Genomic DNA, 25,275 nt, shown 5'->3' on the forward strand with positions numbered 1-25,275 from the left:
CCCGGGGGTGCGCAGCGGACGGCGTGGCAGCGTGTCGTGTGACACTTCGTCACATTCCTTCCCTGGTGCTGCGCATGGCGCCGAAGCCGGTCAGCCGGACCAGCAGCAGCGACAGCGCGGTGGCGGCCACGACGAGGAAGGACGCGATGGCGCTCGCGTAGCCGAAGTCGTAGCTCTTGAAGCCCGCCTCGTACATCAGGTACGGCAGGATCGCGGTGTCCGTGCCGGGGCCGCCCTGGGTCAGGATCAGGACGGTCTCGAAGTACGTGAGCGAGCCGACGATCATCAGCACGCTGGACGTGGTCGCCGTGTTGCGCAGCTGGGGCAGGGTGATCGAGAAGAACTGACGGTAGCGGCCGGCGCCGTCGATGGCCGCGGCCTGGTAGAGGACCTCGGGGATCTGCCGCGCCCCGCCCTGGTAGATCAGGGTGTGGAAGGGGATGAACTGCCAGCCGCCGACGAAGACGATCGCCAGGAAGGCGCCGGACGTCGAGCCGAACGTGTCCCCGCGGATGATGCCGAAGTTCGGGTCGAGCAGGGAGTAGAAGAGCAGCGCGATCGCCGTCGAGGACAGCAGGAACGGCGTGAAGAAGATCGCGGACAGCACCGCCCGGTTGCGCTGGCGGCCCGCCGCCCAGACGCCCAGCAGCAGCGAGACCACCGTCTGGAAGGTCCAGCTGACCACGGTGAGCAGCACGGTCACCGTGATGGACTGGGTCAGGCGCGGATCGTTGAACAGTTTCTGCCAGTTGGCCAGGCCCGCCGGTTCGGGGTCGCCCAGGCCGTTCCACTTGGTGAAGGACAGGTAGAAGGCCAGGAGCATCGGGGCGATGGCGAAGAAGGCGAAGAACAGAACGCCGGGCAGGGCCCAGGCGGCGTGCGGGCGACCGGCCCGCACGCCCTTCCCGGGCCTGCCCTTCGTTCCGGTGGGGACCGTCGAACTCACTTCAGCCCCTGGAGCGCGGTGACGAACTGGCTCGGGCTCGACTTGCCCACGAACAGCTTGTTGATCTCGGTGAGCATCGGCGTGGCGACGTTCGGGTCGACCGCCTGGTCCCAGCTCAGGGTGAACGCCGGGGCCTGCTGCACCATCTGGTACTGGAACTTGGCGAACTCGGGGTTGGGGGAGGCGTCCAGCAGGTTGGCCGCGTTGGACGTGGTCGGGATGTCGCCGTTGGCGATCAGGTCCTTGGCGTACTGCTCGGAGGCGCAGTCCTTCAGGAAGGCGATCGCCGCGTCCTTGTTGGACGTACGGGCGTTCACCGACCAGTAGTTGGTCGGGTTGCCGACCACGTTGCGGATGTCGCCGGCGCCGCCGTCGTACTTCGGGAACGCGCACCAGCCCAGGCTCTTCTTGGCGAAGTCCGGGAACTCGCCGAGCTGCGTGGAGTACTCCCACGAGCCCATCAGGTGCATGGCCGCCTTGCCCTTGGCGAAGACCGCCGGCGCGCCCTTGTTGGTGTACGCCACCGAGCTGAAGCCCTTGCCGAAGGCGCCGTCGTCGATGAGTTGCTTGACCGTCTCGGCGGCCTTGAGGACGGCCGGGTCGCCCCAGCCGGAGGAGTCGCCGTTCTTGATCTTGTCGAAGACCCCGGGGCCGCCGATGCGGTCGACCAGGTACTCCAGCCACATCAGCTCCGGCCAGATGTCGGCGCCGCCGAGCGCGAACGGGGTGATCTTCGCCTTCTTCAGCTTGGCGTTGATGTCCAGCAGCTGGTCCCAGGTGGTGGGCGGCTGGAGCTTGTGCTCGGCGAAGATGGCCTTGTTGTAGAAGAGCATCACCGGCTGCATGCCGCGCATCGGGATACCGAAGTTGCGTCCGCTGAGCGCGCCGGCCGCGAGTACGGAGGGCAGGAAGCCGTCCTTGAGGACCGGGTCGGACTCGATGGTGTCGGTCAGGTCGATCAGCTGGCCCGCGTCCTTGTAGGCCTTGATGGAGCCGCCACCCCAGTTGAAGAACACGTCCGGGGCGTGGGGCGAGCCCATCGCGGTGCGCAGCTTGGCCGGGTAGTCCGAGCCGGGCACCTTCTCCAGCTTGATCTTGCCCTTCGCCTTCTTGGCCGCGGCGGAGGCATTGAACCGGGTGACGGCGGCGGTCTGCACCTTCACCGCGTCGTCGCCGTACACCATCGCCGTGATCGTGCCGCCCGAGCCGCCGGAGCCGCTGCCGGAGCCGCAGGCGGTAAGTCCGGCGGCCGAGATGAGGGTGGTGGCGCCGGCGCCGAGAAACCAGCGCCTGCTGTAGGACTCCATGTGACGGCACCTCTCACGAATGTCGTGTTCCGAATGTTCGTCTGGCCGAACTGTTCGAGTGGCCGAATGTTTCGTATGGCACTTCGAATGTTCCGGGAACCTAAGGCGGTCGAGGGGGTTCGTCAAGAGGTCTCGCAGAGATACGATCGCGGCTATGAAGCCGACGAAGACCGCAGGAACGCAGACCGCCACGCTCGCCGAGATCGCCCGCGAGGCCGGTGTGTCGGCTCCGACTGTTTCGAAGGTTCTCAACGGTCGTGCCGACGTCGCCCCGACCACCCGCTCCCGGGTCGAGGAGTTGCTGCGGGCGCACGGCTACCGGCGCCGGCGGGCCGAGGCGACCCGCTCGCCGCTGATCGACCTGGTCTTCCACGAGCTGGAGAGCGCCTGGGCGATGGAGGTCATCCGGGGCGTGGAGAACGTGGCGCGGGACGCGGGGCTGAGCGTCGTGCTCTCCGAGAGCGCGGGCCGGCTCACTCCCGGGCGGACCTGGGCCGACCAGGTCGCCGCCCGCCGGCCGCACGGCGTGGTCCTGGTGCTGTCCGGGCTCGACGAGTCCCAGCGGGCGCTGCTGACCAGCCGTTCCATCCCGTTCGTGGTGATGGACCCGGCCGGCGACCCGGGCGCCGACGTGCCCTCGATCGGCGCCACCAACTGGCAGGGCGGCCTGGCCGCCACCCGGCACATGGTGGAACTCGGGCACACCCGTATCGGCGCGATCAGCGGGCCGTCCCGGATGATGTGCAGCCGCGCCCGGGTCGACGGCTACCGGGCCGCGCTGGAGACGGCCGGGCTGCCGGTGGACCCGTCGCTGATCATGACCGGCGACTTCCACCACGAGGCCGGCTACCGGCTGGGGCTGAAGCTGCTGCGCCGCGAGGACCGGCCGACCGCCGTCTTCGCGGGCAACGACCTCCAGGCGCTCGGCGTGTACGAGGCGGCGCGCGAACTGGGCCTGCGCGTCCCGGAGGACCTGAGCGTGGTCGGCTTCGACGACCTGCCGGTGGCGCGCTGGGTCGGACCGCCGCTGACGACCGTGCGCCAGCCGCTGACGGAGATGGCCGAGGCGGCGGCGAAACTGGTGCTGGACCTCGGGCGCGAGGAGGACTCGCCAGTGGCGACGCGGGTGGAGCTGGCCACGAGTCTGGTGGTGCGTAGCAGTACGGCGGCGCCCGCGAAGTGAAGCTCAAGTGCCGAAAGTTTCGGGGAAGATGAGATTTTCCGAAGAATTCGGTCGTGGGCGCCTCCCCCTGTCGGGCCCCTCATGAGTCGGACGTATGTTCCTCCCCGTGAGGGGACACAACAGGGGACATGACAGGGGACAGGACGACAGCGACAGCGGGGAGGCGGGCGGAGGGGCCGGCCGGCGGTCACGGGCCCTGAAGGCCGTGGGCCTCGGCCTGTCGGGCGTCCTGGTGCTGGGCGCCGCGGCGGCGGGCTTCGCGTACTGGCACCTGAACCAGAACATCAAGAGCGTCGACATCAACAGCGCGCTCGGGGACGACCGCCCGCCCGGGCCGCGCACGGGACCGTCGGCCGACACAGCCGCCCTGCCCAGAGGGGCCCTCAACATCCTGGTCCTCGGCTCGGACTCGCGCAGCGGCGAGCAGAACGAGGAACTCGGCGGGGGCGACAGCGAGGGCGCCCGCTCCGACACCGCGATGATCGTGCACATCGACGCCGGCCGGACCTCGGCCACCGTGGTGAGCATCCCGCGCGACACGCTGGTGACCCGCCCGTCCTGCCCGCTGGAGTCCGGCGGCTCCACGGCGGTGGCGAACTACACCATGTTCAACAGCGCGTACTCGGTGGGCGGACCGGTCTGCGCGGTCAAGACGGTCGAGACGCTCACCGGCATCCGCATGGACCACTACATCGAGATCGACTTCTCCGGCTTCGCGAAGCTGGTGGACGCGATGGGCGGAGTCACCGTCACCACCGAGCTGGACATCGACGACGACAAGAGCCATCTGCACCTGAAGGCCGGCACCCACCATCTGGACGGTACCGAGGCCCTGGCCCTGGCCCGCACCCGGTACGGCGTGGGCGACGGCAGCGACCTGGGCCGCATAGGCCTCCAGCAGACCCTGGTCAAGGCGCTGCTGGAGGAGATCTCCGACTCCGGCCTGCTGGACGACCCCGCCGGGCTCTACCGGGTCGCCGACGCGGTGACCGGCAGCCTGACCACCGACACCGGCCTCGATTCGCTGGGCGAACTGACGACCCTCGGCGAGAGCCTGAAGGGCCTGTCGGCGCAGAACGTGAAGACGGTGACCATGCCGGTGGTGACGGCCCCGTGGAACCCCAACCGGGTGGTGGCGCAGGAACCGGACGCGGGCGACCTGTGGACGTCGCTGCGGTGAGCGCCTGCCGCAGAAAATCTTCGAGGAATTCCGGGGAGCGTGTCGATTCCGCGGTGTCCCGTTCGACGCACGGGTGAGAGGCGAGGAAAGGACCCCGCCCCGAACCGAGGAGTCACCGATGCCGCGTTATCTGTCGCTCGTGAAGATCGACGAGAACACCATGCCCGCCGAGGGCCCCAGCCCCGAGCTGATGCAGCGCATGGGTGAGCTGATCGAGGAGGTCACCAAGGCGGGCGTGATGCTCGACACCGCCGGGCTGACCCCGTCCGCGCAGGGCACCCGGGTGCACTGGGAAAGCGGGAGGATCTCCGTCACCGACGGCCCCTTCACGGAGTCGAAGGAGGTCATCGGCGGCTACGCGATCATGCAGTGCAAGGACATGGCCGAGGCGATCGAGTGGTCCAAGCGGTTCCTCAAGGTCCACGAGGAGTTCTGGACGGTGACCTGTGAGGTGCGCGAGATCGCCGAGGGCTGAGCGGTTTGGCCCCGGGCCGCCGGGGGTGTTCGATGGTGGACTGTGGAACAGCAGCCCACCGGACCCTCCGGCGCCCTGGAGACCGTCTTCCGGCTCGAGTCGCCGCGTGTCGTCGCCGCCGTCGCCCGGATCGTGCGGGACGTCGGCATAGCCGAGGAGCTGACGCAGGACGCGCTGGTCGCGGCGCTCGAGCAGTGGCCCAGGGACGGGGTGCCGGACAACCCCGGTGCCTGGCTGATGACCACGGCCCGGCACCGCGCCGTCGACCTGGTGCGCCGCCGCGAGCGGTACGCCCGCAAGCTTCAGGAGATCGGCCGGGACCTTGGGACGGTGGCACCGCCCGAGGAGCCCTCCGCCCCGGACGACATCGACGACGACCTGCTGCGCCTGGTCTTCACCACCTGCCACCCCGTGCTGTCCGCCGACGCCCGCACCGCGCTCACCCTGCGGCTGCTCGGCGGTCTGACCACGGCCGAGATCGCCCGCGCGTTCCTCGCGCCCGAGCCGACGATCGCCCAGCGGATCGTGCGCGCCAAACGCACCCTGGCCAAGCGGAACGTCGCCTTCGAGGTGCCGTACGGCCCCGACCGCGAGGCCCGGCTCGGCTCGGTCCTGGACGTCATCTACCTGATCTTCAACGAGGGGTACGCCGCGACGGCCGGCGACGACTGGCTGCGCCCGGGGCTGTGCGAGGACGCGCTGCGCCTGGCCCGGCTGCTGGCGGGCCTGATGCCGAAGGAGGCGGAGGCGCACGCGCTGGTGGCCCTCCTGGAGTTCCAGGCCTCCCGCTCCGCCGCCCGCACCGGCCCGCACGGCGAACCGGTCCTGCTCAGGGACCAGAACCGCCGCCGCTGGAACCGCATGCTCATCGCCCGCGGCGTCACCGCGCTGGCCCACGCCGAGGCCTCTGCCGCCGACGGCCCCGGCCCGTACCTCCTCCAGGCCGCCATCGCCGCCTGCCACGCGCACGCGTACACCTACGAGGAGACCGACTGGCCGAGGATCGCGGCCCTCTACGGTCTGCTGGCCGCCCGGTCCCCGTCGCCCGTCGTCGAGTTGAACCGCGCGGTCGCCGTGTCGATGGCCGAGGGCCCGGCCCCGGCGCTGCGGATCGTCGACGCCCTCGCCGCCGAACCCGCCCTGCGCGACTACCACCTGCTGCCCAGTGTCCGCGCCGACCTGCTGGCCCGCCTCGGACGTACGGCGCAGGCGCGCGCCGAGTTCGAACGGGCGGCGGCCCTGGCCCGCAACGAGCGGGAGCGGGAACTGCTGCTGAGGCGGGCCGCGGAGCCCGGCTGAGTGTTCGTCGCGTTCCGAGGGCGTCAGCCCGCCCGGTGGCCGAGCAGCATGGTGGGGGACCCGGCGACCCGGGTGAGGAACACCGTCGCCGCGTTCTTGCCGTGCGGCTTCGGAAGGACCTTCCTGCGCAGTTCCTCCGGCTCGACCGCAGAGCCCCGCTTCTTCACGGTCAGCGCGCCCACCTCGCGCTCCCGCAGCAGGGCCTTCAGCTTCTTGACGTTGAAGGGGAGCCGGTCGGTGATCTCGTAGGCGGTGGCGTACGGGGTGGGGCGGAGTTCGTCGGCGGTCACGTACGCGATGGTCGCGTCGATCAGGCCGCCGTCGATTTCCCGGGCGGCCTCGGCGACCAGGTGGGCGCGGATCACGGCGCCGTCGGGCTCGTACAGGTAGCGGCCCGGGGCGCGGACCGGGGGGTCGGGCAGGCCGCGGCCGCGCAGGGTGCGCGGGCCGGGCAGCAGGGTGGCCCGGACCAGGCCCGGCTCGGTGCCGAACCACAGCACCGCCTCCTTCACGTCCCCGCCGTCGGAGATCCACTCGGCCTCGGCCTGCGGCGGGACCAGCTCGTGCGGGATGCCGGGGGCGATCTTCAGGGCCGCGCGGGGCGCCCGGAGCGCGGCGCCGACGGCCCAGGACAGCGGCGGCGAGTACGCCTCGGGGTCGAAGATGCGCCCGCCCGCGGCCCGGCCGCCGCCCCTTCCTCCGCCCGCTCTGCGGGCCGGGTCCACGAACACCGCGTCGTACGACGCAGTGTCGACCTCCGTGACGTCCGCCTCCCGTACCTCGATCAGGTCCGCCACCCCGAGCGCCTCGGCGTTCGCACGGGCCGCGGCGGCGGTCAGCGGGTCCCGGTCCACGGCGAGGACCCGGATCCCGGCGCGGGCGAGGGCGATCGCGTCGCCGCCGATCCCGCAGCACAGGTCCGCGACCGAGGACGCCCCCGACTCCCGCAGCCGGCCCGCCCGGTACGCCGCCACGCTCGCCCGCGTCGACTGCTCCACCCCGTTCGGCGTGAAGAACATCCGCCCCGCGTCCTCGGCCCCGAACTTCGCGGCCGCCCGCTGCCGCAGCCGGGCCTGGCCGAGCGCCGCCGACACCAGTTCGGCGGGGTGCTCACGGCGCAGCCGGGTGGCGACCGCGAGTTCGTCGGCGGGTTCGGTACCGCGCACCTCGTCGAGGAGGGCGCGGCCCTCGGGGGTGAGCAGCGAGGCGAAGGCGTGGAGGTGGTCGTTCACCGGGTCATTGTGGGCCAGTCGGTGGACGGTGTGCCTGCGGCCGCGGTGTCGCCCCGGATTCCGGGCGGTGGCCTGCGAGGATCCGGCGCCATGAGGCAAGTAGTACAAAATGATAAAAAGGGCCCGGAAAGGGCCCCGAGTCACAAGACCCGGATCCGCGGCGGGCTCGCGGTGCTCGCTGTCGCCGCCCTCGCCTCCGGCTGCGCAGAGCCGGAGGCGCAGGTGCGCCCGGCCCCCGGCCAGCAGCGCCCTCAAGGGCCCCCCGCCCCCGCTGCCGCCCCCGGCTCCTTCGCCGACCGCCTGCACACCTCCTACGCGCAGCGGGTGGCCACCGCCAAGCGCTGGAGTCTGGAGCGGGTCCCGCTGATCCCCCCGCCGCCGCCCACCACGAAGCCGAAGGCCACCGCCCGCGCCGGTTTCGAGGTGAAACACCAGAAGGACTGGAACCTGCCCCCGGTCTTCACCACGGTCCCCACCAAGGACAAGGTCGTCTTCCTCACCATCGACGACGGAGCGGAGAAGGACCCGGAGTTCCTGCGGATGATGCGGGACCTGAAGATCCCGTACACGGCGTTCCTCACCGACGACCTCATCAAGGGCGACTACGGCTACTTCTGGAAGATGCAGGGCACCGGGGTCACCCTCAACAACCACACCCTGCACCACCGCTACCTGCCGGCCCTCTCCTACGAAGAGCAGAAGCGCGAGATCTGCGGCATGCAGGACATCATGGAGGAGCGGTTCGGCAAGCGCCCGAAGATGTTCCGCCCGCCGTACGGCAACTACAACCAGGACACCCTGCGCGCCGCCAGGTCCTGCGGCATCGAGTACGCGCCCATCTGGAACGAGGAGGTCTACGTCGACCACTGGGAGTTCCGCGAGGACGACCGGCGGCTGCGGCCCGGCGACATCGTGCTCACCCACTTCCGGGGCCGCAGCGAGTGGAACGGCACGATGGCCGACGACATGCGCCGGTTCCTGAACAAGGTCACGGCCGACGGGTACGCGGTGGCCCGGCTGGAGGACTACCTGTGAAACCGCGGCCCGTCCGGCCGCGGCACCTGGTCGCGGCCCTGTTCGCCGCCTCGCTGCTGACCAGCTGTGCCACGTCCGTCGACCCCCTTGAGCGGCTCGGCCGCAAGGCGGCCCAGGGCGTACGGTCGCAGAGCCCGACGGCCGACCAGGCCTACCGGCGCTGGGGGCTCAGGGCGCCGCTCGCCGCCCCGCCGAAGCCGCCGGACCGTCCGCCGCGGCTCGCCGGCGCCACCCCGTCCGGCGGCCTGCCCGAGGTCGTGGACCGCGTCGCGACCTCCGACCCGGTGGTCTTCCTCACCTACGACGACGGCGCGGAGAAGGATCCGCGGTTCGTCGACATGGTCCGTGAACTGCGGCTGCCGGTCAGCATGTTCCTCACGGACAGTGTCGTCGGACCGGGGTACGGGCACTTCGCGCACCTGATGTCGGTCGGCGCGGACCTCCAGAACCACACCCTGGACCACCCCTCGCTGCGCGGCCTGTCCTACGCGGGCCAGCGCGCCGAGATCTGCGGCCAGCGGGACAAGATCCGCTCCCGCTTCGGCGTCAGCCCCCGTCTCTTCCGCCCGCCCTACGGCAGATACGACACGACGACCCTGCGCGCCGCCGCCGACTGCGGGGTCTCGGCGGTCGCCCTGTGGCGTGGCGTCACGACCGACACCGGCCTGCGCTTCAGGCACGGCCCCCACGAACTGCGCCCCGGTGACATCCTCCTCGTCGCCTCGGACGACGACGACCTCGACGGCCCACCCCTACGCGACCGCACGACCCGCCTGCTCCGCAGAATCCAGAAGAAGGGCCTGACGGTGGGCCGGCTGCAGGACTATCTCTGAGCAGGGGTTCTCAGCCGAGTCCGGCATCAAGCAGCCCGTCCGGCGCTTGAGGACGAGGCCGTCCAGGCCGAAGACGGGGGTCCGGGGGCGAAGCCCTCAGGGCCGTCCGCACAGACCCACAGCACCTTGAACACACGTTCCCCCAAACGCACCCCACCCCCGACGCGCCACGAGGCAATTGGCACTCCGCTTGACCGAGTGCTAACGACGGTCATAGTCTCAGGTCTGGCACTCCCCCCTGGAGAGTGCCAACAAAGCGACGGGCAGGTCCGGCACCCGCGACGACGGATCCACCTGGTCGCCACCTCAGACAGTTAACCCCGTGAGATCTCCGAAGGGGGAGGTCGGATCGTGACGACCGCCAGCACCAAGGTTGCCATCAAGCCGCTCGAGGACCGCATCGTGGTCCAGCCGCTGGACGCCGAGCAGACCACGGCCTCTGGCCTGGTCATCCCGGACACCGCGAAGGAGAAGCCCCAGGAGGGCGTCGTCCTGGCCGTGGGCCCGGGCCGCTTCGAGGACGGCAACCGTCTTCCGCTTGACGTGAAGGTCGGCGACGTCGTGCTCTACAGCAAGTACGGCGGCACCGAGGTGAAGTACAACAACGAGGAGTACCTCGTCCTCTCGGCTCGCGACGTCCTCGCGATCATCGAGAAGTAGTTCACCCGCTTCTTCACGAAGACGAAGCAATTCTGTTTGAGCTGCGCCCCTGGCCCCCCGCGACCGATAAGAAGCCGGGCGCCCGGGGCGCAGTGTCTTTCCACCAGATTTCGAGAGGGCTCCCGCTGCCATGGCGAAGATCCTGAAGTTCGACGAGGACGCCCGTCGCGCCCTCGAGCGCGGCGTCAACAAGCTTGCCGACACGGTCAAGGTGACGATCGGCCCCAAGGGCCGCAACGTCGTCATCGACAAGAAGTTCGGCGCGCCCACCATCACCAACGACGGCGTCACCATCGCCCGTGAGGTCGAGATCGAGGACCCGTACGAGAACCTCGGCGCCCAGCTGGTGAAGGAGGTGGCGACCAAGACCAACGACATCGCGGGTGACGGCACCACCACCGCCACCGTGCTCGCCCAGGCGCTCGTGCGCGAGGGCCTGAAGAACGTCGCCGCGGGCGCCTCCCCGGCCGCGCTCAAGAAGGGCATCGACGCCGCGGTCAAGGCCGTCTCCGACGACCTGCACGCCTCGGCCCGCCCGATCGACGAGAAGTCCGACATCGCCGCCGTCGCCGCGCTGTCCGCCCAGGACCAGCAGGTCGGCGAGCTCATCGCCGAGGCGATGGACAAGGTCGGCAAGGACGGTGTCATCACCGTCGAGGAGTCCAACACCTTCGGTCTGGAGCTGGACTTCACCGAGGGCATGGCCTTCGACAAGGGCTACCTGTCCCCGTACTTCGTCACGGACCAGGAGCGTATGGAGGCCGTCCTCGACGACCCGTACATCCTGATCCACCAGGGCAAGATCTCCGCCATCGCGGACCTGCTCCCGCTCCTCGAGAAGATCATCCAGGGCAACGCCTCGAAGCCGCTGCTGATCATCGCCGAGGACGTCGACGGCGAGGCCCTGTCGACCCTGGTCGTCAACAAGATCCGCGGCACGTTCAACGCCGTGGCCGTCAAGGCCCCCGGCTTCGGCGACCGCCGCAAGGCGATGCTCCAGGACATGGCGGTCCTCACCGGCGCCACGGTCATCTCCGAGGAGGTCGGCCTCAAGCTCGACCAGGCCGGTCTGGACGTCCTCGGCTCCGCCCGCCGCGTCACCGTCACCAAGGACGACACCACGATCGTCGACGGCGCCGGCAAGAAGGGGGACGTGGAGGGCCGCATCTCCCAGATCAAGGCCGAGATCGAGAACACCGACTCCGACTGGGACCGCGAGAAGCTCCAGGAGCGCCTCGCGAAGCTGGCCGGCGGCGTGTGCGTGATCAAGGTCGGCGCCGCCACCGAGGTGGAGCTGAAGGAGAAGAAGCACCGTCTGGAGGACGCCATCTCCGCGACCCGCGCCGCGGTCGAGGAGGGCATCGTCTCCGGTGGTGGCTCCGCGCTCGTCCACGCCGTGAAGGTCCTGGAGGGCAACCTCGACAAGACCGGCGACGAGGCCACGGGTGTCGCGGTCGTCCGCCGCGCCGCCGTCGAGCCGCTGCGCTGGATCGCCGAGAACGCCGGTCTCGAGGGCTACGTCATCGTCTCCAAGGTGGCGGAGCTGGAGAAGGGCAGCGGCTACAACGCCGCCACCGGCGAGTACGGCGACCTGATCAAGGCCGGCGTCATCGACCCGGTCAAGGTCACCCGCTCCGCCCTGGAGAACGCCGCCTCCATCGCCTCCCTCCTGCTCACGACCGAGACCCTGGTCGTCGAGAAGAAGGAAGAGGAAGAGCCGGCCGCCGCGGGCCACGGCCACGGCCACGCCCACTGAGCACTCCGCTGAGCTGAACCGAACCACCGGTGCCCGGCACCCCTACGGGGGCGCCGGGCACCGTCGTCGTCGGTCCCGTTGTCGGTGGCCTGCGGCATGATGCGGGGGTGCGACGGCCCGGCGCGAAGGGACGCCGTCGCCGAGTACCGCGACCCGCACGGCATGATCCGTCCCGAGTGGCAGAACCGAGCTGCGGAGCGTTCATGATCGATCTCAACAGTGACCTCGGCGAGGGCTTCGGGCAGTGGCGGCTCGGTGACGACGACGCGCTGCTGTCCCTCGTCACCAGCGCCAACGTGGCCTGCGGCTTCCACGCCGGCGACCCCACCGTGATGCGCCGGACGTGCGAGCGGGCCGCCGAGCGCGGCGTCGCCATCGGCGCCCAGGTGGGCTACCGGGACCTGGCGGGCTTCGGGCGCCGCTTCATTGACGTCGACCCCGCCGAACTGGTCAACGACGTCGTCTACCAGATCGCCGCGCTGGACGGCTTCGCCCGGCTCGCCGGCACCCGCGTCGCGTACGTGAAGCCGCACGGCGCCCTCTACAACACGATCGTCCACCACGAGGCGCAGGCCGCCGCCGTCGCGGAGGCCGTGCGCCGCTACGACCCGGAGCTTCCGGTGCTTGGCCTGCCGGGCAGTGTCTGGCTGCGCACCGCCGGCGCGGCCGGGCTCACCCCGGTCCACGAGGCCTTCGCCGACCGGGCGTACACCCCCGCGGGCACCTTGGTTCCGCGCCGCGAACCCGGCGCGGTGCTGCACGACCCGGAGGTGATCGTGCGGCGCTGTCTGCGCATGGTGACCGAGGGCGTGGTGGAGGCCGTGGACGGCAGCGACGTTCCGCTGTCCGTACGGTCGTTGTGCGTGCACGGCGACACGGCCGACGCGGTCGCGATCGCGCGCCGGCTGCGTGAGGAGCTGGAGCGGGCCGGTCTCGCCCCGACGTCGTTCGCCGTGCCGAAGCCGCTGACGGTGCCGGCGTGAGCGTCGGGATCCGCCGGGTCGGCAGCCACGCCCTGCTGGTCGAGGCCGACGGCCTGGAGCAGGTGCTGGCACTGCGCGGCGCGCTGGAGGCGGACCGCCCGCGCGGCGTCCGGGAACTGGTCGCGGCCGCCCGCACGCTGCTCGTCACCTACGACCCCGCGATCACCGCCCACCCTGCCGTGGCTGCGGCCGTGACGGAGCACGCGGCGGCTCTCGGCCCGGCCGGGCGGTTCACCCCCGGCACCCCTTCGGCACCGGCCGAGTCCGCCGAGCCGGCCGGTGAGCGGATCGTCACCCTCACCGTCCGCTACGACGGCGAGGACCTGTCCCACGTGGCCGAGTCGACGGGCCTGGGTGTCGGCGAGGTGATCACCCGGCACACCGCACCCCTCTACACGGTCGCTTTCACGGGCTTCGCCCCGGGCTTCGGCTACCTCACGGGCACCGATCCGCTGCTGCGCCTGCCGCGCCGGTCCGAGCCGCGCACCGCGGTGCCGACGGGCTCGGTCGCCGTCGCCGGCGGTTTCACGGGCGTCTATCCGCGCTCCTCGCCCGGCGGCTGGCAACTACTCGGCACCACCGACGCCATGCTGTGGGACGAGCGGCGCGACCCACCGGCACTGCTGGTCCCCGGCAGCCACGTCCGCTTCGTCCCCGAGGAGCCACGGTGACGACGCCCGCACCGAAGGTGACAGCCGACGGCCTGGCCACGAGCGCCCAGACGGCGAGCGCTCCAACCACGACCGACCCGATGGCGAGCGCTCCGGCCACGACCGACCCGATGGTGAGTGTTCCGGCCACGCCCGACCCGGCCACGAGCGCTCTGGCGGCGAGTGGTCCGACTACGACCGACCCGACTACGACCGACCCGACCACGACCGACCCGACCACGACCGACCCGACCACGACCGACCAAGCGGCGACCGACCCGATGGTGAGCGCTCTGGCGGCGAGTGTTCCGGCCACGACCGCTGCGGCCCCGACCGTTCCGGCGGCGAGCGCCCCGGCCGCGACCGCCCTGGCGGCGAGCGCTTCGGCCACGCCCGACCCGGCCACAACCGCCCCGGCGACCGGTTCCTGCCTCGAGATCCTGGCGCCCGGTCCGCTCGCCACGGTCCAGGACCTCGGTCGGCCCGGCTGGGCCCACCTCGGAGTGCCGGGCTCCGGTGCGGCCGACCGGGACTCGCTGGCCCTCGCCAACCGGCTCGTGGGAAATCCCCAGGACGTGGCCGGGATCGAGACCACCTTCGGCGGCCTGCGGGTGCGCGTGCACTGCCGTACGCCGTCCGGGGCGCCGTCGGTGCTGTACGCGGCCCTGACGGGGGCGCCGTGCCCGGCCACCGTGGACGGCCGGTCCGTCCCGGTCGACGCGCCGTTCCCGCTGCACGACGGTCAGACGCTGCACCTGGGCGTGCCCGGCACGGGGCTGCGGACGTACCTCGCCGTGCGCGGCGGGCTCGACACGCCGCTGCTCCTCGGCTCCCGCTCCACCGACCTGCTCTCCGGCATCGGCCTCCGGCCCCTGCGCACCGGCGACCGGCTGCCGGTCGGCCGCCCCGTGCTTCCCTTCCCGGGCGTGGACCTGGCACCGCGCACGGCACCGCCGCGCGAGTTCACGCTGCGCGTGGTGCGCGGGCCGCGCGACGACTGGTTCGACGACGCCTCGTACGCGGCGCTGCTCGGCGCCCGCTGGGAGGCGACCAGCCGCAGCAACCGGATCGGCATCCGGCTCGACGGCCCGGCCCTGACGCATGTCCGTGACGGGGAGCTACCGGCCGAGGGCATGGTGCCGGGCGCCCTCCAGGTCCCGCCGAACGGCAGGCCGGTGCTGTTCCTCACCGACCACCCCGTCACCGGCGGTTACCCGGTCATCGCGGTCGTCGACGCCGCCGACCTGCCCCTGGCCGGACAGATCCCGCCGGGCGCCGCCGTCCGCTTCCGTGCCACCAGGTGAGTATCGCTACTGCTCCAACTCGTCCAGCGCCCCCAGCTGCTGCAGCAGTCCCAACTGGTCGTGCTGCCACCACAGCTCGGCGATCCTGCCGTTGCCGCCGAAGCGGAAGACGGTCATGCCGGTCATGGTGACCCGCCTGCCGGTGGGCGCGATGCCGAGGAACTCGCCCTGGTGCGTGGCGGTCCAGCTCCAGCGGGCGCAGACCCGGTCGCCCTGCGCCACCAGGTCCTCGACCGTGAAGGAGGCGTCGAAGGCGTCGCGCCACATGCGGAAGTCGCGGCGGATGGCGTCCAGACCGATGGTGACCTGGGGATTGACGGGATCGTGGCTGTGGCAGTCCTCGTCGAGCAGGTCGTTGAGCGGCGGCAGCTCACCGGCGGTCGTGAGGGTGCCGTAGAAACGGCGCACGGCGACCTCGCAGAGCTGCTCGTCCCGGACGACGTCCAGGTCCGTGAAGGTGGGCGTCTCGTCGCAGAGGGCGACCAGGCCCCGGAAGATCTCGTCGGTCTCCGGCAGGTTCGAGCTCCGCATCGCCTCCTCGTACGACGGGAACTCCACCAGCTCGACGACGTGGGCTCCGTCCGACCGGTCCTTGCCGACGACCGCGTGCGTCGCGGTCCGCCTGCCCCCGGTCTTCTCGACCCAGCTGTCCAGCAGCCGGTTCATCTCCTCGAACCGGCTCGTCCTGCAGTCGATGAGCTGTACGAAGGTCATGACGCGCCTCCGGTCCCCCGGCCTGGTCCGGCTCTCCGTCAAGGAGGTCCGGGAAGGAAATATGTCCGAACAGCCCATTTTCCCACCGGAGCGCCGTCGTCACCTCCGTACGTCACCTCGGTACGTCACCTCCGCGACGTCATTGCGGGCCGTACTTGCGGCCCGTCTTCGAGGTGATCCCACCCAGCAGGCCACGCGGTGTCACCTTCACCAGACCCATCAGCGCCTTGTACCGAGGGTCCGGGATGGACAGGGTCTTGCCGTGGGCCAGATCCGTCAGGGCCGCCGCGACCAGCTTGTCCGCGTCCAGCCACATCCAGTTCGGGATGTTGTCCGTGCCCATGCCGGCCCGCTGGTGGAACTCGGTGCGCACGAAGCCGGGGCACAGCGCCATCAGCCGTACGCCGCTGCCGGCCAGGTCGCGCGCCGCGCCCTGGGTGAACTGCACGACCCACGCCTTCGACGCGCCGTACGTGCCGCGCGGTACGAAGGCGGCCACCGAGGCCACGTTCACGACCCCGCCCCGGCCGCGTTCGCGCATCGCCGCGGTCGCCGCCGACGTCAGCCGCAGCACCGCCTCGACGTGCACCTTGATCATCCTGAGCTCGTCGGGCATCGACACGTCCAGGAAACGGCCCTTGTTGCCGAAGCCCGCGTTGTTGACCAGCAGGTCCACGGGGTCCTTGCGGTCGCCCAGCCGGGCGGCGACCGCCTCGATGCCCGCGTCCGTCGCCAGGTCGGCCGTCAGCACCTCGGCCTCGATGCCGTGCCGGTCGTGCAGTTCGGTGGCCTGCTCCGTCAGGCGCGCGGTGTCGCGAGCCACCAGCACCAGGTTGTGCCCGTCGGCCGCCAGCCGCCGCGCGAAGGCGGCGCCGATGCCCGCGGTCGATCCCGTAATCAGAGCCGTTGTCATGCCGAAAGGTTAGTGGTCCCCGGCGCGTTGTCCCGATCTCTGCACAGGCCCTCCCGATCGGTGGTGTCCACGTGTCCGCCCCCTGTCCGTCCACGTGCCGGCAGGGCGATGACGGCGGGTCAGCCCGCGTATTCGCGCGCGTACTTCCGGGCCGCCGCCAGCGTCTCCGGGTGCAGCGCCGCACCCGCCGCGAGCAACCGGGGCAGCAGCGGGCGCTCGGTCGTCATGGCCCGGAACTGCAGGCCCACGGTCACGTCGTGGTCCGGGCGGTGCACGATCTCGACGGGGTCGCCCGCCCGGATCTCACCGGCTTCGAGCACCCGCAGATACGCGCCCGGCGCCGCCCCGCGCGTGAACCGCTTCACCCACCCCTTCTCACCCAGATGGCCCTGGAAAGTCCGGCAGGGAATCCGGCCGCTGGTGACCTCCAGGAGCACCGAAGGACCAAGCGGCGAGCCGATGCGCCAGCGCTCGCCGATCCGCGCGCCGGTGATGTCCAGGCCGAGCGTGGTGAGGTTCTCGCCGAAGGCGCCGTTGGCCAGCGTCCGGCCCAGCTCGCGCTCCCATGCGTCGAGGTCCTCGCGCGCCACCGCGTACACCGCCTGGTCGTCGCCGCCGTGGTGCCGCGTGTCGCACACCGCGTCCCCGGCCAGCCCGCTCGCACCGACCCCCTTGGGCCCGGGCGCCGCCACCTCGACCGGCCCGTCCACCGGCAGCTTGCCGATGCCGGTCACGCCCTCCGGCTGGTCGGTGTACGGCACGGCCTCCGGGCGGCCCAGGTTCACTGACAGAAGCTTCATGTCGGCACGGTAGGCGAGCGGCGGTCAAAGTGTCGACGCGATAATCCGCCGCTCGCCCAAGTTTCACTTATGCTCGGTGGTGTGATCGAGGCTCGTCATCTCCGTGTGCTGCGTGCCGTGGCCACCACCGGCTCCTTCTCCGCGGCAGGGCGTGAACTGGGCTGCACCCAGCCCGCCGTCAGCCAGCAGATGAAGGCCCTCGAGGCAGCCGTCGGCACTCCGCTGCTGGTCCGGGCCGGCCGCGAGATGCGCCTGACCCAGGCCGGCGAGGCGCTTGTCCGGCACGCCACCGGCATCCTCGCCGGGCTCACCGCCGCCGAGGAGGAGATCGCCGCCATCGCCGGTCTGCGGGCCGGGCGGGTACGGCTCGTCTCCTTCCCCAGCGGGAGTTCCACGCTCGTGCCCACCGCGCTCGCCGCGCTGCGCGCCGCGCACCCCGGCACCCGCGTGTCCCTGGAGGAGGCCGAGCCGCCGAGGTCCGTCGAACTGCTGCGCCAGGGCGACTGCGACGTGGCGCTCGCCTTCCGCTACGAGGGGGCCGCGGGCGCGGGGGAGGGCGCCGGGGAGTGGGAGGACCTGGTCGTACGGCCGCTGCTGACCGACCGGCTCGTGGGGCTGGTGCCCGAGCGGCACCGGCTGGCCCGCGCGGGATCCGTCGCCATCGGCGAACTCGCGGGCGAACCGTGGATCGCGGGCTGCCCGCGCTGCCGCGGCCAGCTGGTCCAGGTGTGCGAGGGCGCCGGCTTCACGCCTCGCATCGACTTCGCGACGGACGACTACCCGGCGGTGGTCGGCCTGGTGGGCGCAGGACTGGGGGTCGCGGTCCTGCCCCAGCTCGCGGTCGAGTCGGTACGGCCCAGGGGCGCGCGCACCGTGGAGCTGGAACCGGCGGTGCGGCGGGAGATCGTCGCCCTCACCCTGCCCGACCTGGCACAGGTACCTGCGGTGGCGGCGACGCTGGAGGAGCTGGTGCGGGCCGGGGCCCGCTGACACAAACTGACACAAGGGGATCGGGTATCGCGAGGGCACGCGTTGGCGCGTGCCCTGCTGCGGCTCAATGCGACCGGATAAGAAGAAACGTTCCTTCAGTTGTCCGAGGCGGTGTCCCCGCTGGTCGACGACGCCGACACCAGCCGGTTCCGTGCCCGCCCCATGAGCTCTTCGCGCTCGTCCTCGGTCAGGCCTCCCCACACTCCGTACGGCTCGCGCACCGCCAGGGCGTGTGCCGCGCACTCCGCACGGACCGGGCACCTCATGCAGACCTCCTTGGCCGAGTTCTCTCGAGCACTCCGAGCCGCCCCGCGCTCGCCCTCGGGATGGAAGAAGAGCGAGCTGTCGACCCCGCGGCAGGCAGCCAGCAACTGCCAGTCCCACAGGTCCGCGTTCGGTCCGGGAAGGCGGGAGAAATCTGCCATTACGTGACCCCTTGTAGCCGTTCGTGGCGGATACGGTGCCAACGACCGTACATCTCCGATCTAAGGAGATGAAAATATGACTCATTGCGAATCTAGCTCCAGACACCTAGAAACGGGAACAAAAGGAGCTAAATGGGGCATAGCTTGTGATGAAAAGTTGAGGGTCTGACGTTCATGTCTGCTCTGTGTCCGTTCCCTCACGTAGAGTGCCGAAGACGGCGTACAGCCCCGTAACTCTTTCGAGTGACCGTCGTTGAGAGTGCGGAGGCGGTTGAGAACACAAGCGCTCGGGCGGGCGTCCGAGACGGTCGACCGCACAGGTGACGATTCCGTACCAGCCTGGAGGCTCAAGGTGACGCGCATCAGCTGCGGAGGACGGCCATGACATCCGTCCTCGTCTGCGACGACTCCCCGCTTGCCCGAGAGGCGCTGCGCCGCGCGGTCGCGACCGTGCCCGGCGTCGAGCGCGTGACGACGGCGGCCAACGGCGAGGAAGTCCTCCGCCGCTGGGGCGCCGACCGCTCCGACCTCATTCTCATGGACGTGCGCATGCCCGGACTGGGCGGCGTCGAGACCGTCCGGCGCCTGCTGTCCGCGGATCCCGGCGCGCGCATCATCATGCTCACCGTCGCCGAGGACCTCGACGGCGTGGCGCTCGCCGTGGCCGCCGGGGCACGCGGGTACCTGCACAAGGACGCCTCCCGTGCGGAGCTGCGGGCCACGGTGACGCAGGCCCTCGCCGACCCCACCTGGCGGCTCGCGCCGCGCCGGCTGCGCTCGGCCGAGATGGGCGCCGCGCCCACGCTCACGGCGCGGGAGATCCAGGTCCTGGAGGGCATGAGCCACGGCCGCTCCAACGCGGAGATCGGCCGCGAGCTGTTCCTCTCCGAGGACACGGTCAAGACCCACGCCCGTCGGCTGTTCAAGAAGCTCGGTGCCTCGGACCGCGCGCACGCGGTGGCCCTCGGTTTCCGCTGGGGCCTGGTCCGCTAGGACCCGTGCGGATCCCGGTCGGATCGCCCCGATTCGGCGTACCGGCACGCGACGCCATCCCCACGCACGGCAACGAGCGTGGGGGGGCGTCCGGTCTGCCGGTCGTGCGGCCGTGCCGCTCGTGCGTCTCCGCACGGGCTCCGCTCCCCGGGCTCCCCGGTCCCGGGCGGTCGGGAGGCGGCCGGCAGCCGTCGCGGCCCGGTGAGGGCGTGGGCCCGGATCGCGGTTGACGTGCCGTACCTCATCGCGGACGCCGGTGGCAAAGCGCCCCGCCGGGCGCCCGCTGCTCGTTTCGCCGCGGATGACGCATCCTTGAGGGTGTGGAGTTCCTCGCGGACGAGTTGGTCGAGCGGAAGGGGAGGGCGCAGGGGATGAGCTTCGGCGCACCTGCTCATAACGCTTCGGTGCACAACCACGAAGGCGGTGCCACGGAACGGACGACGTCAAGGCACCATGGACCGATGCGCGACGACCAGGCGGCACTTGCCCAGGGGGCGATCGGTGCGCTCGTCCACCGCGCCGTCGACGGCGACGAGCAGGCCACGCACGATCTGCTCGCCCGTGTGCATCCGCTGGCGCTGCGCTACTGCCGCACCCGGCTGTCCCGGCTCCCGGGCGATGCCCGGCACTTCGTCGAGGACCTCGCCCAGGAGGTCTGCGTCGCGGTCCTGCTGGCCCTGCCGCGCTACAAGGACACCGGGCGCCCCTTCGAGGCCTTCGTCTTCGCCATCGCCGCCCACAAGGTCGCCGACCTCCAGCGCGCCGCGATGCGGCACCCGGGCTCGACGGCCGTGCCCTCGGACGAGATGCCCGAGCGTCCGGACGACTCGCTCGGCCCCGAGGAGCGCGCCCTGCTCAGCAGCGACGCCGAGTGGGCCAAGAAGCTGCTGGCCAGCCTCCCGGAGAACCAGCGCGAGCTGCTGCTGCTGCGCATCGCGGTGGGGTTGACCGCGGAGGAAACGGGACAGATGTTGGGAATGTCACCAGGCGCGGTCCGGGTGGCCCAGCACCGGGCGCTCAGTCGGCTGCGCGCCCTGGCCGAACAGTAGGCGGCGGTCCCGCCCCGGCTCCGGATGAACGCGCGTCAAGGCGGTTCCGTATGAACATACGAAGAACGGAGCCGCCCAGAACCGTGGAATGAGAGAGCCACGCTTCCCGTTAGCATGGACATCCGCACCGATCAAGGTCATTTGGGGAAGGTGTCATGACTGCCAACGTCGACGGAGTGCCCGAGAAATTCGCGACACTCGGGCTGACCTACGACGACGTGCTCCTCCTGCCGGGCGCATCCGAGGTGCTCCCCAACGCGGTCGACACATCGTCCCGTATCTCCCGCAACGTCCGGGTCAACATCCCACTGCTCTCGGCGGCGATGGACAAGGTGACCGAGTCCCGCATGGCGATCTCGATGGCCCGGCTGGGCGGCGTCGGCGTGCTGCACCGCAACCTCTCGGTCGAGGACCAGGTCAACCAGGTCGACCTGGTCAAGCGGTCCGAGTCCGGCATGGTCACCGACCCCATCACCGTGCACCCGGAGGCGACGCTCGCCGAGGCGGACGCGCTGTGCGCGAAGTTCCGCATCAGCGGCGTGCCCGTCACCGACCCGGCCGGCAAGCTGCTGGGCATCGTCACCAACCGTGACATGGCCTTCGAGACCGACCGCAGCCGCCAGGTGCGCGATGTCATGACGCCGATGCCGCTGGTCACCGGCAAGGTCGGCATCTCCGGCGTCGACGCCATGCAGCTGCTGCGCAAGCACAAGATCGAGAAGCTGCCGCTGGTCGACGACTCGGGCATCCTCAAGGGCCTGATCACCGTCAAGGACTTCGTCAAGGCGGAGCAGTACCCGAACGCGGCCAAGGACTCCGAGGGCAGGCTGCTCGTCGGTGCCGCGGTGGGCGCCAGCCCCGAGGCCCTGGAGCGTGCCCAGGCGCTCGCCGCGGCGGGCGTGGACTTCCTGGTCGTCGACACCTCGCACGGCCACAACAGCAACGCGCTGAGCTGGATGTCGAAGATCAAGTCGAGCGTGTCCGTCGACGTGATCGGCGGCAACGTCGCCACGCGCGACGGCGCGCAGGCCCTGATCGACGCCGGTGTCGACGGCATCAAGGTGGGTGTGGGCCCCGGCTCGATCTGCACCACGCGCGTGGTCGCCGGCATCGGCGTCCCGCAGGTCACCGCCATCTACGAGGCGTCCCTCGCCGCCCGCCCGGCGGGCATCCCGCTGATCGGCGACGGTGGCCTCCAGTACTCCGGCGACATCGGCAAGGCGCTCGCCGCCGGTGCCGACACGGTCATGCTGGGCAGCCTGCTCGCGGGCTGCGAGGAGTCGCCCGGCGAGCTGCTCTTCATCAACGGCAAGCAGTTCAAGTCGTACCGGGGCATGGGCTCGCTCGGCGCCATGCAGTCCCGCGGTCAGGCAAAGTCCTACTCGAAGGACCGCTACTTCCAGGCCGAGGTCGCCTCCGACGACAAGCTCGTGCCCGAGGGCATCGAGGGCCAGGTGCCCTACCGCGGCCCGCTGGCCAACGTCCTGCACCAGCTCGTCGGCGGTCTGCGGCAGACCATGGGCTATGTGGGCGCGGCCACCATCGAGGAGATGGAGTCCAAGGGCCGCTTCGTCCGGATCACCTCGGCCGGCCTGAAGGAGTCCCACCCGCACGACATCCAGATGACGGTCGAGGCGCCGAACTACAGCAGCAAATAGGCGGCACGCCGTGAAGGGCGGCCCCGGAAGCCTCCGGGGCCGCCCTTGCCATGGGTGTCGGCGATACTGGAAGACGCTGCAACGCATCAGGGAAAGGCCACAGACGTGACTGAGATCGAGATCGGGCGCGGCAAGCGCGGCCGCCGGGCGTACGCCTTCGACGACATCGCCGTCGTCCCCAGCCGCCGTACGCGGGACCCGAAGGAGGTCTCGATCGCCTGGCAGATCGACGCCTACCGCTTCGAGCTGCCCTTCCTGGCCGCCCCCATGGACTCGGTCGTCTCCCCGGCCACGGCCATCCGCATCGGCGAGCTGGGCGGCCTGGGCGTGCTCAACCTCGAGGGCCTGTGGACGCGGTACGAGGACCCGCAGCCGCTGCTCGACGAGATCGCCGGGCTGCCCGCCGGGACGGCGACCCGCCGCCTCCAGGAGATCTACGCCGCTCCGATCAAGGAGGAGCTGATCGGCGCGCGGATCAAGCAGGTGCGCGACTCGGGCGTGGTCACCGCCGCCGCCCTCTCCCCGCAGCGCACCGCCCAGTTCTCCAAGGCCGTCGTCGACGCGGGCGTGGACATCTTCGTCATCCGCGGCACGACGGTCTCGGCGGAGCACGTGTCGTCCTCGCACGAGCCGCTGAACCTCAAGCAGTTCATCTACGAGCTCGACGTCCCGGTGATCGTCGGTGGCTGCGCCACCTACACCGCGGCCCTGCACCTGATGCGCACCGGCGCGGCCGGCGTCCTGGTCGGCTTCGGCGGCGGCGCCGCGCACACCACGCGCAACGTGCTCGGCATCCAGGTTCCGATGGCCACCGCGGTCGCCGACGTGGCCGCCGCCCGCCGCGACTACATGGACGAGTCCGGCGGCCGGTACGTGCACGTGATCGCGGACGGCGGCGTCGGCTGGTCCGGCGACCTGCCCAAGGCGATCGCCTGCGGTGCCGACTCCGTGATGATGGGCTCCCCGCTGGCCCGTGCCACCGACGCGCCCGGCAAGGGCCACCACTGGGGCATGGAGGCCGTCAACGAGGAGCTGCCGCGCGGCAAGAAGGTCGACCTGGGCACGGTGGGCACGATCGAGGAGGTCCTCACGGGTCCCTCGCACACCCCCGACGGCTCCATGAACTTCTTCGGCGCCCTGCGGCGGGCCATGGCCACGACCGGGTACAGCGAGCTGAAGGAGTTCCAGCGGGTCGAGGTGACGGTGGGGGACTCGCAGCACAAGCGGTAGCCCCACCGCGTCCACTGCCCACGCCAGGGGCCCGGTCACCCGCTCACGCGGGCGCCCGGGCCCCTTCGCGCGTGCCGGGCGTCCGCGCAGTGCGGGACGGGGCGCACGGTTGTTTTGTGGGACCGCATCCGGCTTCGGCTGGAACAGGACCGGCTTCGGCCGTTGAAGTTCCGGAGGAGGTGGATCCTGCGTTCGCGCGCGCCCCTTTCACAACCGGTGCGCCGCCCCCGTGGGCGTGGCTCCCCGTGTGTCCAGGAGCAGCTGGGCCTTCACCGACAGGCCCTGGAGGTCGTACGTGCGGTGCTGCTGGAGCAGGATCGTCAGGTCGGCGTCGGCCACCGCCTCGTACAGGCAGTCCGCGCGGGGCACGGGCCGGTCACGGACGCTCCACGCGGGCACGTACGGGTCGTGGTAGCTGACCGAGGCGCCGAGGCCCGTCAGCCGGACGGCGATCTCCTCGGCGGGCGTGCCCTGGAGGTCGGCGAGGTCGGCCTTGTACGTCACGCCCAGCAGCAGGACGCGGGCGCCCCGCGCCGACTTGCCGTGCTCGTTCAGCAGGGCGGCGGCGCGCTGCACGACGTAGCGCGGCATGCGGCCGTTGACCTGCTCGGCGAGTTCCACCATGCGCAGCCCGCAGCCCGCGTGGCCGGCCAGGTCCTGCGGGAATCCGTGGCCGCCGATACCGGGGCCGGGGCGGAAGGCCTGGAAGCCGTACGGCTTGGTCTCCGCGCAGCGCACGACGTCCCACAGGTCGACACCCAGGTCGTGGCAGAGCACGGCCATCTCGTTGACCAGGGCGATGTTGACGTGCCGGTAGTTGGTCTCCAGGAGCTGGACCGTCTCCGCCTCCCTCAACCCTCGTGCGCGCACCACCTTGTCGGTCAGCCGCCCGTAGAAGGCCGCGGCCGACTCGGTGCAGGCCGGGGTGAGGCCGCCGATCACCTTCGGCGTGTTGGCCGGGGTGATCTCGCGGTTGCCGGGGTCGACGCGGCTGGGCGAGTAGGCGAGGTGGAAGTCGCGGCCCGCCAGCAGCCCCGAGCCCTTCTCCAGCAGCGGGAGGAGGAACTCCTCCGTCGTCCCGGGGTGCGCGGGCGACTCCAGGATCACGGTGGTGTGCGGGCGCATCTGCCCGGCGAGCGTGCGGGCGGCGGCCTCCACCTGGCTCAGGTCGAGCCCGCCGTCCGCGCCCCGCGGGGTCGGTGCGCAGATCACCGCGGTGCGCACCCGGCCCAGTTCGGCCGGGTTGGTGGCCGGCCGGAAGCCCCCCGAGAGCATCCGGCGCAGTTCGGCGGGGCTGAGGGAGCCGGACTCGTTCCCGGTGCGGTACCCGAGGGTGGGGATGCCGGCGGAGACGGCGGCCTGGGCCAGGGGCAGGCCGAGCGGGCCGAGTCCGATGACGGCGAGATCTGCGGGCATGGCGTGGGCGGTCCTTCCCAATAACCGAGGCGTGGCAGGCACGCAAGTCCTGTGGACAGGACGAGCGAGTGCAATGTCAGACTAGGAGTAAATATGACCGTTATGTGGGATTGACCAGCGTGTTTCGCGGTACGCCCGCGGAGTTGTCCACAGGCTGAGGGCGACTGGTGGCTGAACGCGGGCAACCCGGTCAGAATTTGGGCATGGGCAGGAGGTGGGGGGACACGCTTGAGGCATGGGGGAT

24 protein-coding genes are annotated in these 25,275 nt (G+C 71.2%); 16 read left to right on the forward strand and 8 right to left on the reverse strand.

All coding sequences use genetic code 11. The features are described 5' to 3' along the window. Positions 1 to 49: 49 nt before the first annotated feature. Together ABZ818_RS24915 and ABZ818_RS24920 are read right to left on the reverse strand one after the other, a co-directional pair. Entirely contained in the window at positions 50 to 946 is an 897-nt protein-coding gene (locus ABZ818_RS24915) for a sugar ABC transporter permease (RefSeq protein WP_361418633.1), read from the reverse strand. Next, positions 943 to 2,253, reverse strand: a complete 1,311-nt coding sequence (locus tag ABZ818_RS24920; RefSeq protein ID WP_361418636.1) for an extracellular solute-binding protein — start codon at positions 2,251 to 2,253, stop codon at positions 943 to 945. Before ABZ818_RS24920 ends, ABZ818_RS24915 begins: the two co-directional genes overlap by 4 nt. Before the next feature lie 154 nt (positions 2,254 to 2,407). Here ABZ818_RS24920 and ABZ818_RS24925 point away from each other — a divergent pair, with 154 nt between their 5' ends. The 4 genes from ABZ818_RS24925 to ABZ818_RS24940 all read left to right on the forward strand — a co-directional run bounded on the left by ABZ818_RS24925 (position 2,408) and on the right by ABZ818_RS24940 (position 6,390). Then, the gene (locus ABZ818_RS24925; RefSeq protein ID WP_361418639.1) at positions 2,408 to 3,436 is read left to right on the forward strand and encodes a LacI family DNA-binding transcriptional regulator; all 1,029 of its coding nucleotides are present in this window, start codon (positions 2,408 to 2,410) and stop codon (positions 3,434 to 3,436) included. A gap of 94 nt (positions 3,437 to 3,530) precedes the next feature. Beyond that, positions 3,531 to 4,616 carry an LCP family protein gene (locus ABZ818_RS24930; RefSeq protein ID WP_361418642.1) on the forward strand — a complete coding sequence of 362 codons (1,086 nt, stop codon included), beginning with the start codon at positions 3,531 to 3,533 and terminating at the stop codon, positions 4,614 to 4,616. Positions 4,617 to 4,734: 118 nt separating this feature from the next. Then, positions 4,735 to 5,091 (forward strand): YciI family protein, encoded by a 357-nt coding sequence (locus ABZ818_RS24935; protein ID WP_361418645.1) that lies wholly within the window; start codon positions 4,735 to 4,737, stop codon positions 5,089 to 5,091. 42 nt (positions 5,092 to 5,133) lie between these two features. Further along, entirely contained in the window at positions 5,134 to 6,390 is a 1,257-nt protein-coding gene (locus tag ABZ818_RS24940) for a sigma-70 family RNA polymerase sigma factor (protein WP_361418648.1), read from the forward strand. Between the two features lie 23 nt (positions 6,391 to 6,413). Here the strand turns inward: ABZ818_RS24940 and ABZ818_RS24945 are convergent, their stop codons facing one another. Beyond that, complete coding sequence (locus ABZ818_RS24945) at positions 6,414 to 7,730, reverse strand: class I SAM-dependent methyltransferase (protein ID WP_361418650.1); 1,317 nt, start codon at positions 7,728 to 7,730, stop codon at positions 6,414 to 6,416. Here ABZ818_RS24945 and ABZ818_RS24950 point away from each other — a divergent pair. The 7 genes from ABZ818_RS24950 to ABZ818_RS24980 all read left to right on the forward strand — a co-directional run bounded on the left by ABZ818_RS24950 (position 7,713) and on the right by ABZ818_RS24980 (position 14,843). Beyond that, the gene (locus ABZ818_RS24950; RefSeq protein ID WP_361418653.1) at positions 7,713 to 8,657 is read left to right on the forward strand and encodes a polysaccharide deacetylase family protein; all 945 of its coding nucleotides are present in this window, start codon (positions 7,713 to 7,715) and stop codon (positions 8,655 to 8,657) included. The genes ABZ818_RS24945 and ABZ818_RS24950 overlap by 18 nt on opposite strands. Continuing rightward, on the forward strand, positions 8,654 to 9,490 hold the full coding sequence (locus ABZ818_RS24955) for a polysaccharide deacetylase family protein (protein WP_361418656.1): 837 nt from the start codon (positions 8,654 to 8,656) through the stop codon (positions 9,488 to 9,490). Before ABZ818_RS24950 ends, ABZ818_RS24955 begins: the two co-directional genes overlap by 4 nt. Positions 9,491 to 9,841: 351 nt before the next feature. Next, positions 9,842 to 10,150, forward strand: a complete 309-nt coding sequence (gene groES, locus ABZ818_RS24960; protein ID WP_100569792.1) for a co-chaperone GroES — start codon at positions 9,842 to 9,844, stop codon at positions 10,148 to 10,150. A 130-nt stretch (positions 10,151 to 10,280) separates the two neighbouring features. Continuing rightward, a complete protein-coding gene (groL, locus tag ABZ818_RS24965) occupies positions 10,281 to 11,906 on the forward strand; it encodes a chaperonin GroEL (RefSeq protein ID WP_361418660.1) in 1,626 nt (541 codons plus the stop codon). A 203-nt stretch (positions 11,907 to 12,109) separates the two neighbouring features. After that, entirely contained in the window at positions 12,110 to 12,889 is a 780-nt protein-coding gene (locus ABZ818_RS24970) for a 5-oxoprolinase subunit PxpA (protein ID WP_361418663.1), read from the forward strand. Continuing rightward, positions 12,886 to 13,560 carry an allophanate hydrolase subunit 1 gene (locus ABZ818_RS24975; protein WP_361418666.1) on the forward strand — a complete coding sequence of 225 codons (675 nt, stop codon included), beginning with the start codon at positions 12,886 to 12,888 and terminating at the stop codon, positions 13,558 to 13,560. Before ABZ818_RS24970 ends, ABZ818_RS24975 begins: the two co-directional genes overlap by 4 nt. 416 nt (positions 13,561 to 13,976) lie before the next feature. Continuing rightward, positions 13,977 to 14,843 (forward strand): biotin-dependent carboxyltransferase family protein, encoded by an 867-nt coding sequence (locus tag ABZ818_RS24980; protein WP_361418789.1) that lies wholly within the window; start codon positions 13,977 to 13,979, stop codon positions 14,841 to 14,843. A 6-nt stretch (positions 14,844 to 14,849) separates the two neighbouring features. Here ABZ818_RS24980 and ABZ818_RS24985 read toward each other — a convergent pair whose 3' ends face one another. The 3 genes from ABZ818_RS24985 to ABZ818_RS24995 form a co-directional block, all read right to left on the reverse strand. Then, positions 14,850 to 15,557, reverse strand: coding sequence for an ester cyclase (locus ABZ818_RS24985; RefSeq protein WP_361418669.1), 708 nt, complete (start codon positions 15,555 to 15,557; stop codon positions 14,850 to 14,852). 139 nt (positions 15,558 to 15,696) lie between these two features. After that, positions 15,697 to 16,470, reverse strand: coding sequence for an SDR family oxidoreductase (locus ABZ818_RS24990; protein WP_361418672.1), 774 nt, complete (start codon positions 16,468 to 16,470; stop codon positions 15,697 to 15,699). A 119-nt stretch (positions 16,471 to 16,589) separates the two neighbouring features. Continuing rightward, positions 16,590 to 17,270, reverse strand: coding sequence for an MOSC domain-containing protein (locus ABZ818_RS24995; RefSeq protein ID WP_361418675.1), 681 nt, complete (start codon positions 17,268 to 17,270; stop codon positions 16,590 to 16,592). Positions 17,271 to 17,351: 81 nt separating this feature from the next. On the opposite strand from ABZ818_RS24995, the gene ABZ818_RS25000 reads away from it, so the two are divergent. Continuing rightward, the gene (locus ABZ818_RS25000) at positions 17,352 to 18,260 is read left to right on the forward strand and encodes a LysR family transcriptional regulator (RefSeq protein ID WP_361418679.1); all 909 of its coding nucleotides are present in this window, start codon (positions 17,352 to 17,354) and stop codon (positions 18,258 to 18,260) included. A 95-nt stretch (positions 18,261 to 18,355) separates the two neighbouring features. Here ABZ818_RS25000 and ABZ818_RS25005 read toward each other — a convergent pair whose 3' ends face one another. Continuing rightward, the gene (locus tag ABZ818_RS25005) at positions 18,356 to 18,685 is read right to left on the reverse strand and encodes a WhiB family transcriptional regulator (protein ID WP_358733963.1); all 330 of its coding nucleotides are present in this window, start codon (positions 18,683 to 18,685) and stop codon (positions 18,356 to 18,358) included. A gap of 381 nt (positions 18,686 to 19,066) precedes the next feature. Between ABZ818_RS25005 and ABZ818_RS25010 the strand changes: the two genes are divergently transcribed. The 4 genes from ABZ818_RS25010 to ABZ818_RS25025 all read left to right on the forward strand — a co-directional run bounded on the left by ABZ818_RS25010 (position 19,067) and on the right by ABZ818_RS25025 (position 23,615). Further along, positions 19,067 to 19,678 (forward strand): response regulator transcription factor, encoded by a 612-nt coding sequence (locus ABZ818_RS25010; RefSeq protein WP_003948568.1) that lies wholly within the window; start codon positions 19,067 to 19,069, stop codon positions 19,676 to 19,678. A 461-nt stretch (positions 19,679 to 20,139) separates the two neighbouring features. Beyond that, on the forward strand, positions 20,140 to 20,727 hold the full coding sequence (locus ABZ818_RS25015; protein WP_100569800.1) for a sigma-70 family RNA polymerase sigma factor: 588 nt from the start codon (positions 20,140 to 20,142) through the stop codon (positions 20,725 to 20,727). Between the two features lie 155 nt (positions 20,728 to 20,882). Further along, positions 20,883 to 22,385: an IMP dehydrogenase gene (gene guaB, locus ABZ818_RS25020; protein ID WP_361418683.1), complete on the forward strand. Its 1,503-nt coding sequence runs from the start codon at positions 20,883 to 20,885 to the stop codon at positions 22,383 to 22,385. A gap of 105 nt (positions 22,386 to 22,490) precedes the next feature. Further along, entirely contained in the window at positions 22,491 to 23,615 is a 1,125-nt protein-coding gene (locus tag ABZ818_RS25025) for a GuaB3 family IMP dehydrogenase-related protein (protein ID WP_361418686.1), read from the forward strand. 207 nt (positions 23,616 to 23,822) lie between these two features. Here ABZ818_RS25025 and ABZ818_RS25030 read toward each other — a convergent pair whose 3' ends face one another. After that, positions 23,823 to 25,031, reverse strand: a complete 1,209-nt coding sequence (locus ABZ818_RS25030; RefSeq protein WP_361418689.1) for a nucleotide sugar dehydrogenase — start codon at positions 25,029 to 25,031, stop codon at positions 23,823 to 23,825. Positions 25,032 to 25,275: the final 244 nt, after the last annotated feature.

The sequence above is a fragment of the Streptomyces sp. NPDC047453 genome, assembly GCF_040643155.1.
Classification (GTDB): Bacteria; Actinomycetota; Actinomycetes; order Streptomycetales; family Streptomycetaceae; genus Streptomyces.

Bases quoted from the DNA above. Each gene is read 5' to 3' on its own strand.
- ABZ818_RS25030 (WP_361418689.1), bottom strand. From the start codon at position 25,031: ATGCCCGCAGATCTCGCCGTCATCGGACTCGGCCCGCTCGGCCTGCCC.
- ABZ818_RS24990 (WP_361418672.1), bottom strand. From the start codon at position 16,470: ATGACAACGGCTCTGATTACGGGATCGACCGCGGGCATCGGCGCCGCC.
- ABZ818_RS24985 (WP_361418669.1), bottom strand. From the start codon at position 15,557: ATGACCTTCGTACAGCTCATCGACTGCAGGACGAGCCGGTTCGAGGAG.
- ABZ818_RS24930 (WP_361418642.1), top strand. From the start codon at position 3,531: ATGTTCCTCCCCGTGAGGGGACACAACAGGGGACATGACAGGGGACAG.
- ABZ818_RS24995 (WP_361418675.1), bottom strand. From the start codon at position 17,270: ATGAAGCTTCTGTCAGTGAACCTGGGCCGCCCGGAGGCCGTGCCGTAC.
- ABZ818_RS25005 (WP_358733963.1), bottom strand. From the start codon at position 18,685: ATGGCAGATTTCTCCCGCCTTCCCGGACCGAACGCGGACCTGTGGGAC.
- groL (WP_361418660.1), top strand. From the start codon at position 10,281: ATGGCGAAGATCCTGAAGTTCGACGAGGACGCCCGTCGCGCCCTCGAG.
- ABZ818_RS24950 (WP_361418653.1), top strand. From the start codon at position 7,713: ATGAGGCAAGTAGTACAAAATGATAAAAAGGGCCCGGAAAGGGCCCCG.
- ABZ818_RS24920 (WP_361418636.1), bottom strand. From the start codon at position 2,253: ATGGAGTCCTACAGCAGGCGCTGGTTTCTCGGCGCCGGCGCCACCACC.
- ABZ818_RS25010 (WP_003948568.1), top strand. From the start codon at position 19,067: ATGACATCCGTCCTCGTCTGCGACGACTCCCCGCTTGCCCGAGAGGCG.
- ABZ818_RS24935 (WP_361418645.1), top strand. From the start codon at position 4,735: ATGCCGCGTTATCTGTCGCTCGTGAAGATCGACGAGAACACCATGCCC.
- ABZ818_RS25015 (WP_100569800.1), top strand. From the start codon at position 20,140: ATGCGCGACGACCAGGCGGCACTTGCCCAGGGGGCGATCGGTGCGCTC.
- guaB (WP_361418683.1), top strand. From the start codon at position 20,883: ATGACTGCCAACGTCGACGGAGTGCCCGAGAAATTCGCGACACTCGGG.
- ABZ818_RS24970 (WP_361418663.1), top strand. From the start codon at position 12,110: ATGATCGATCTCAACAGTGACCTCGGCGAGGGCTTCGGGCAGTGGCGG.
- ABZ818_RS24925 (WP_361418639.1), top strand. From the start codon at position 2,408: ATGAAGCCGACGAAGACCGCAGGAACGCAGACCGCCACGCTCGCCGAG.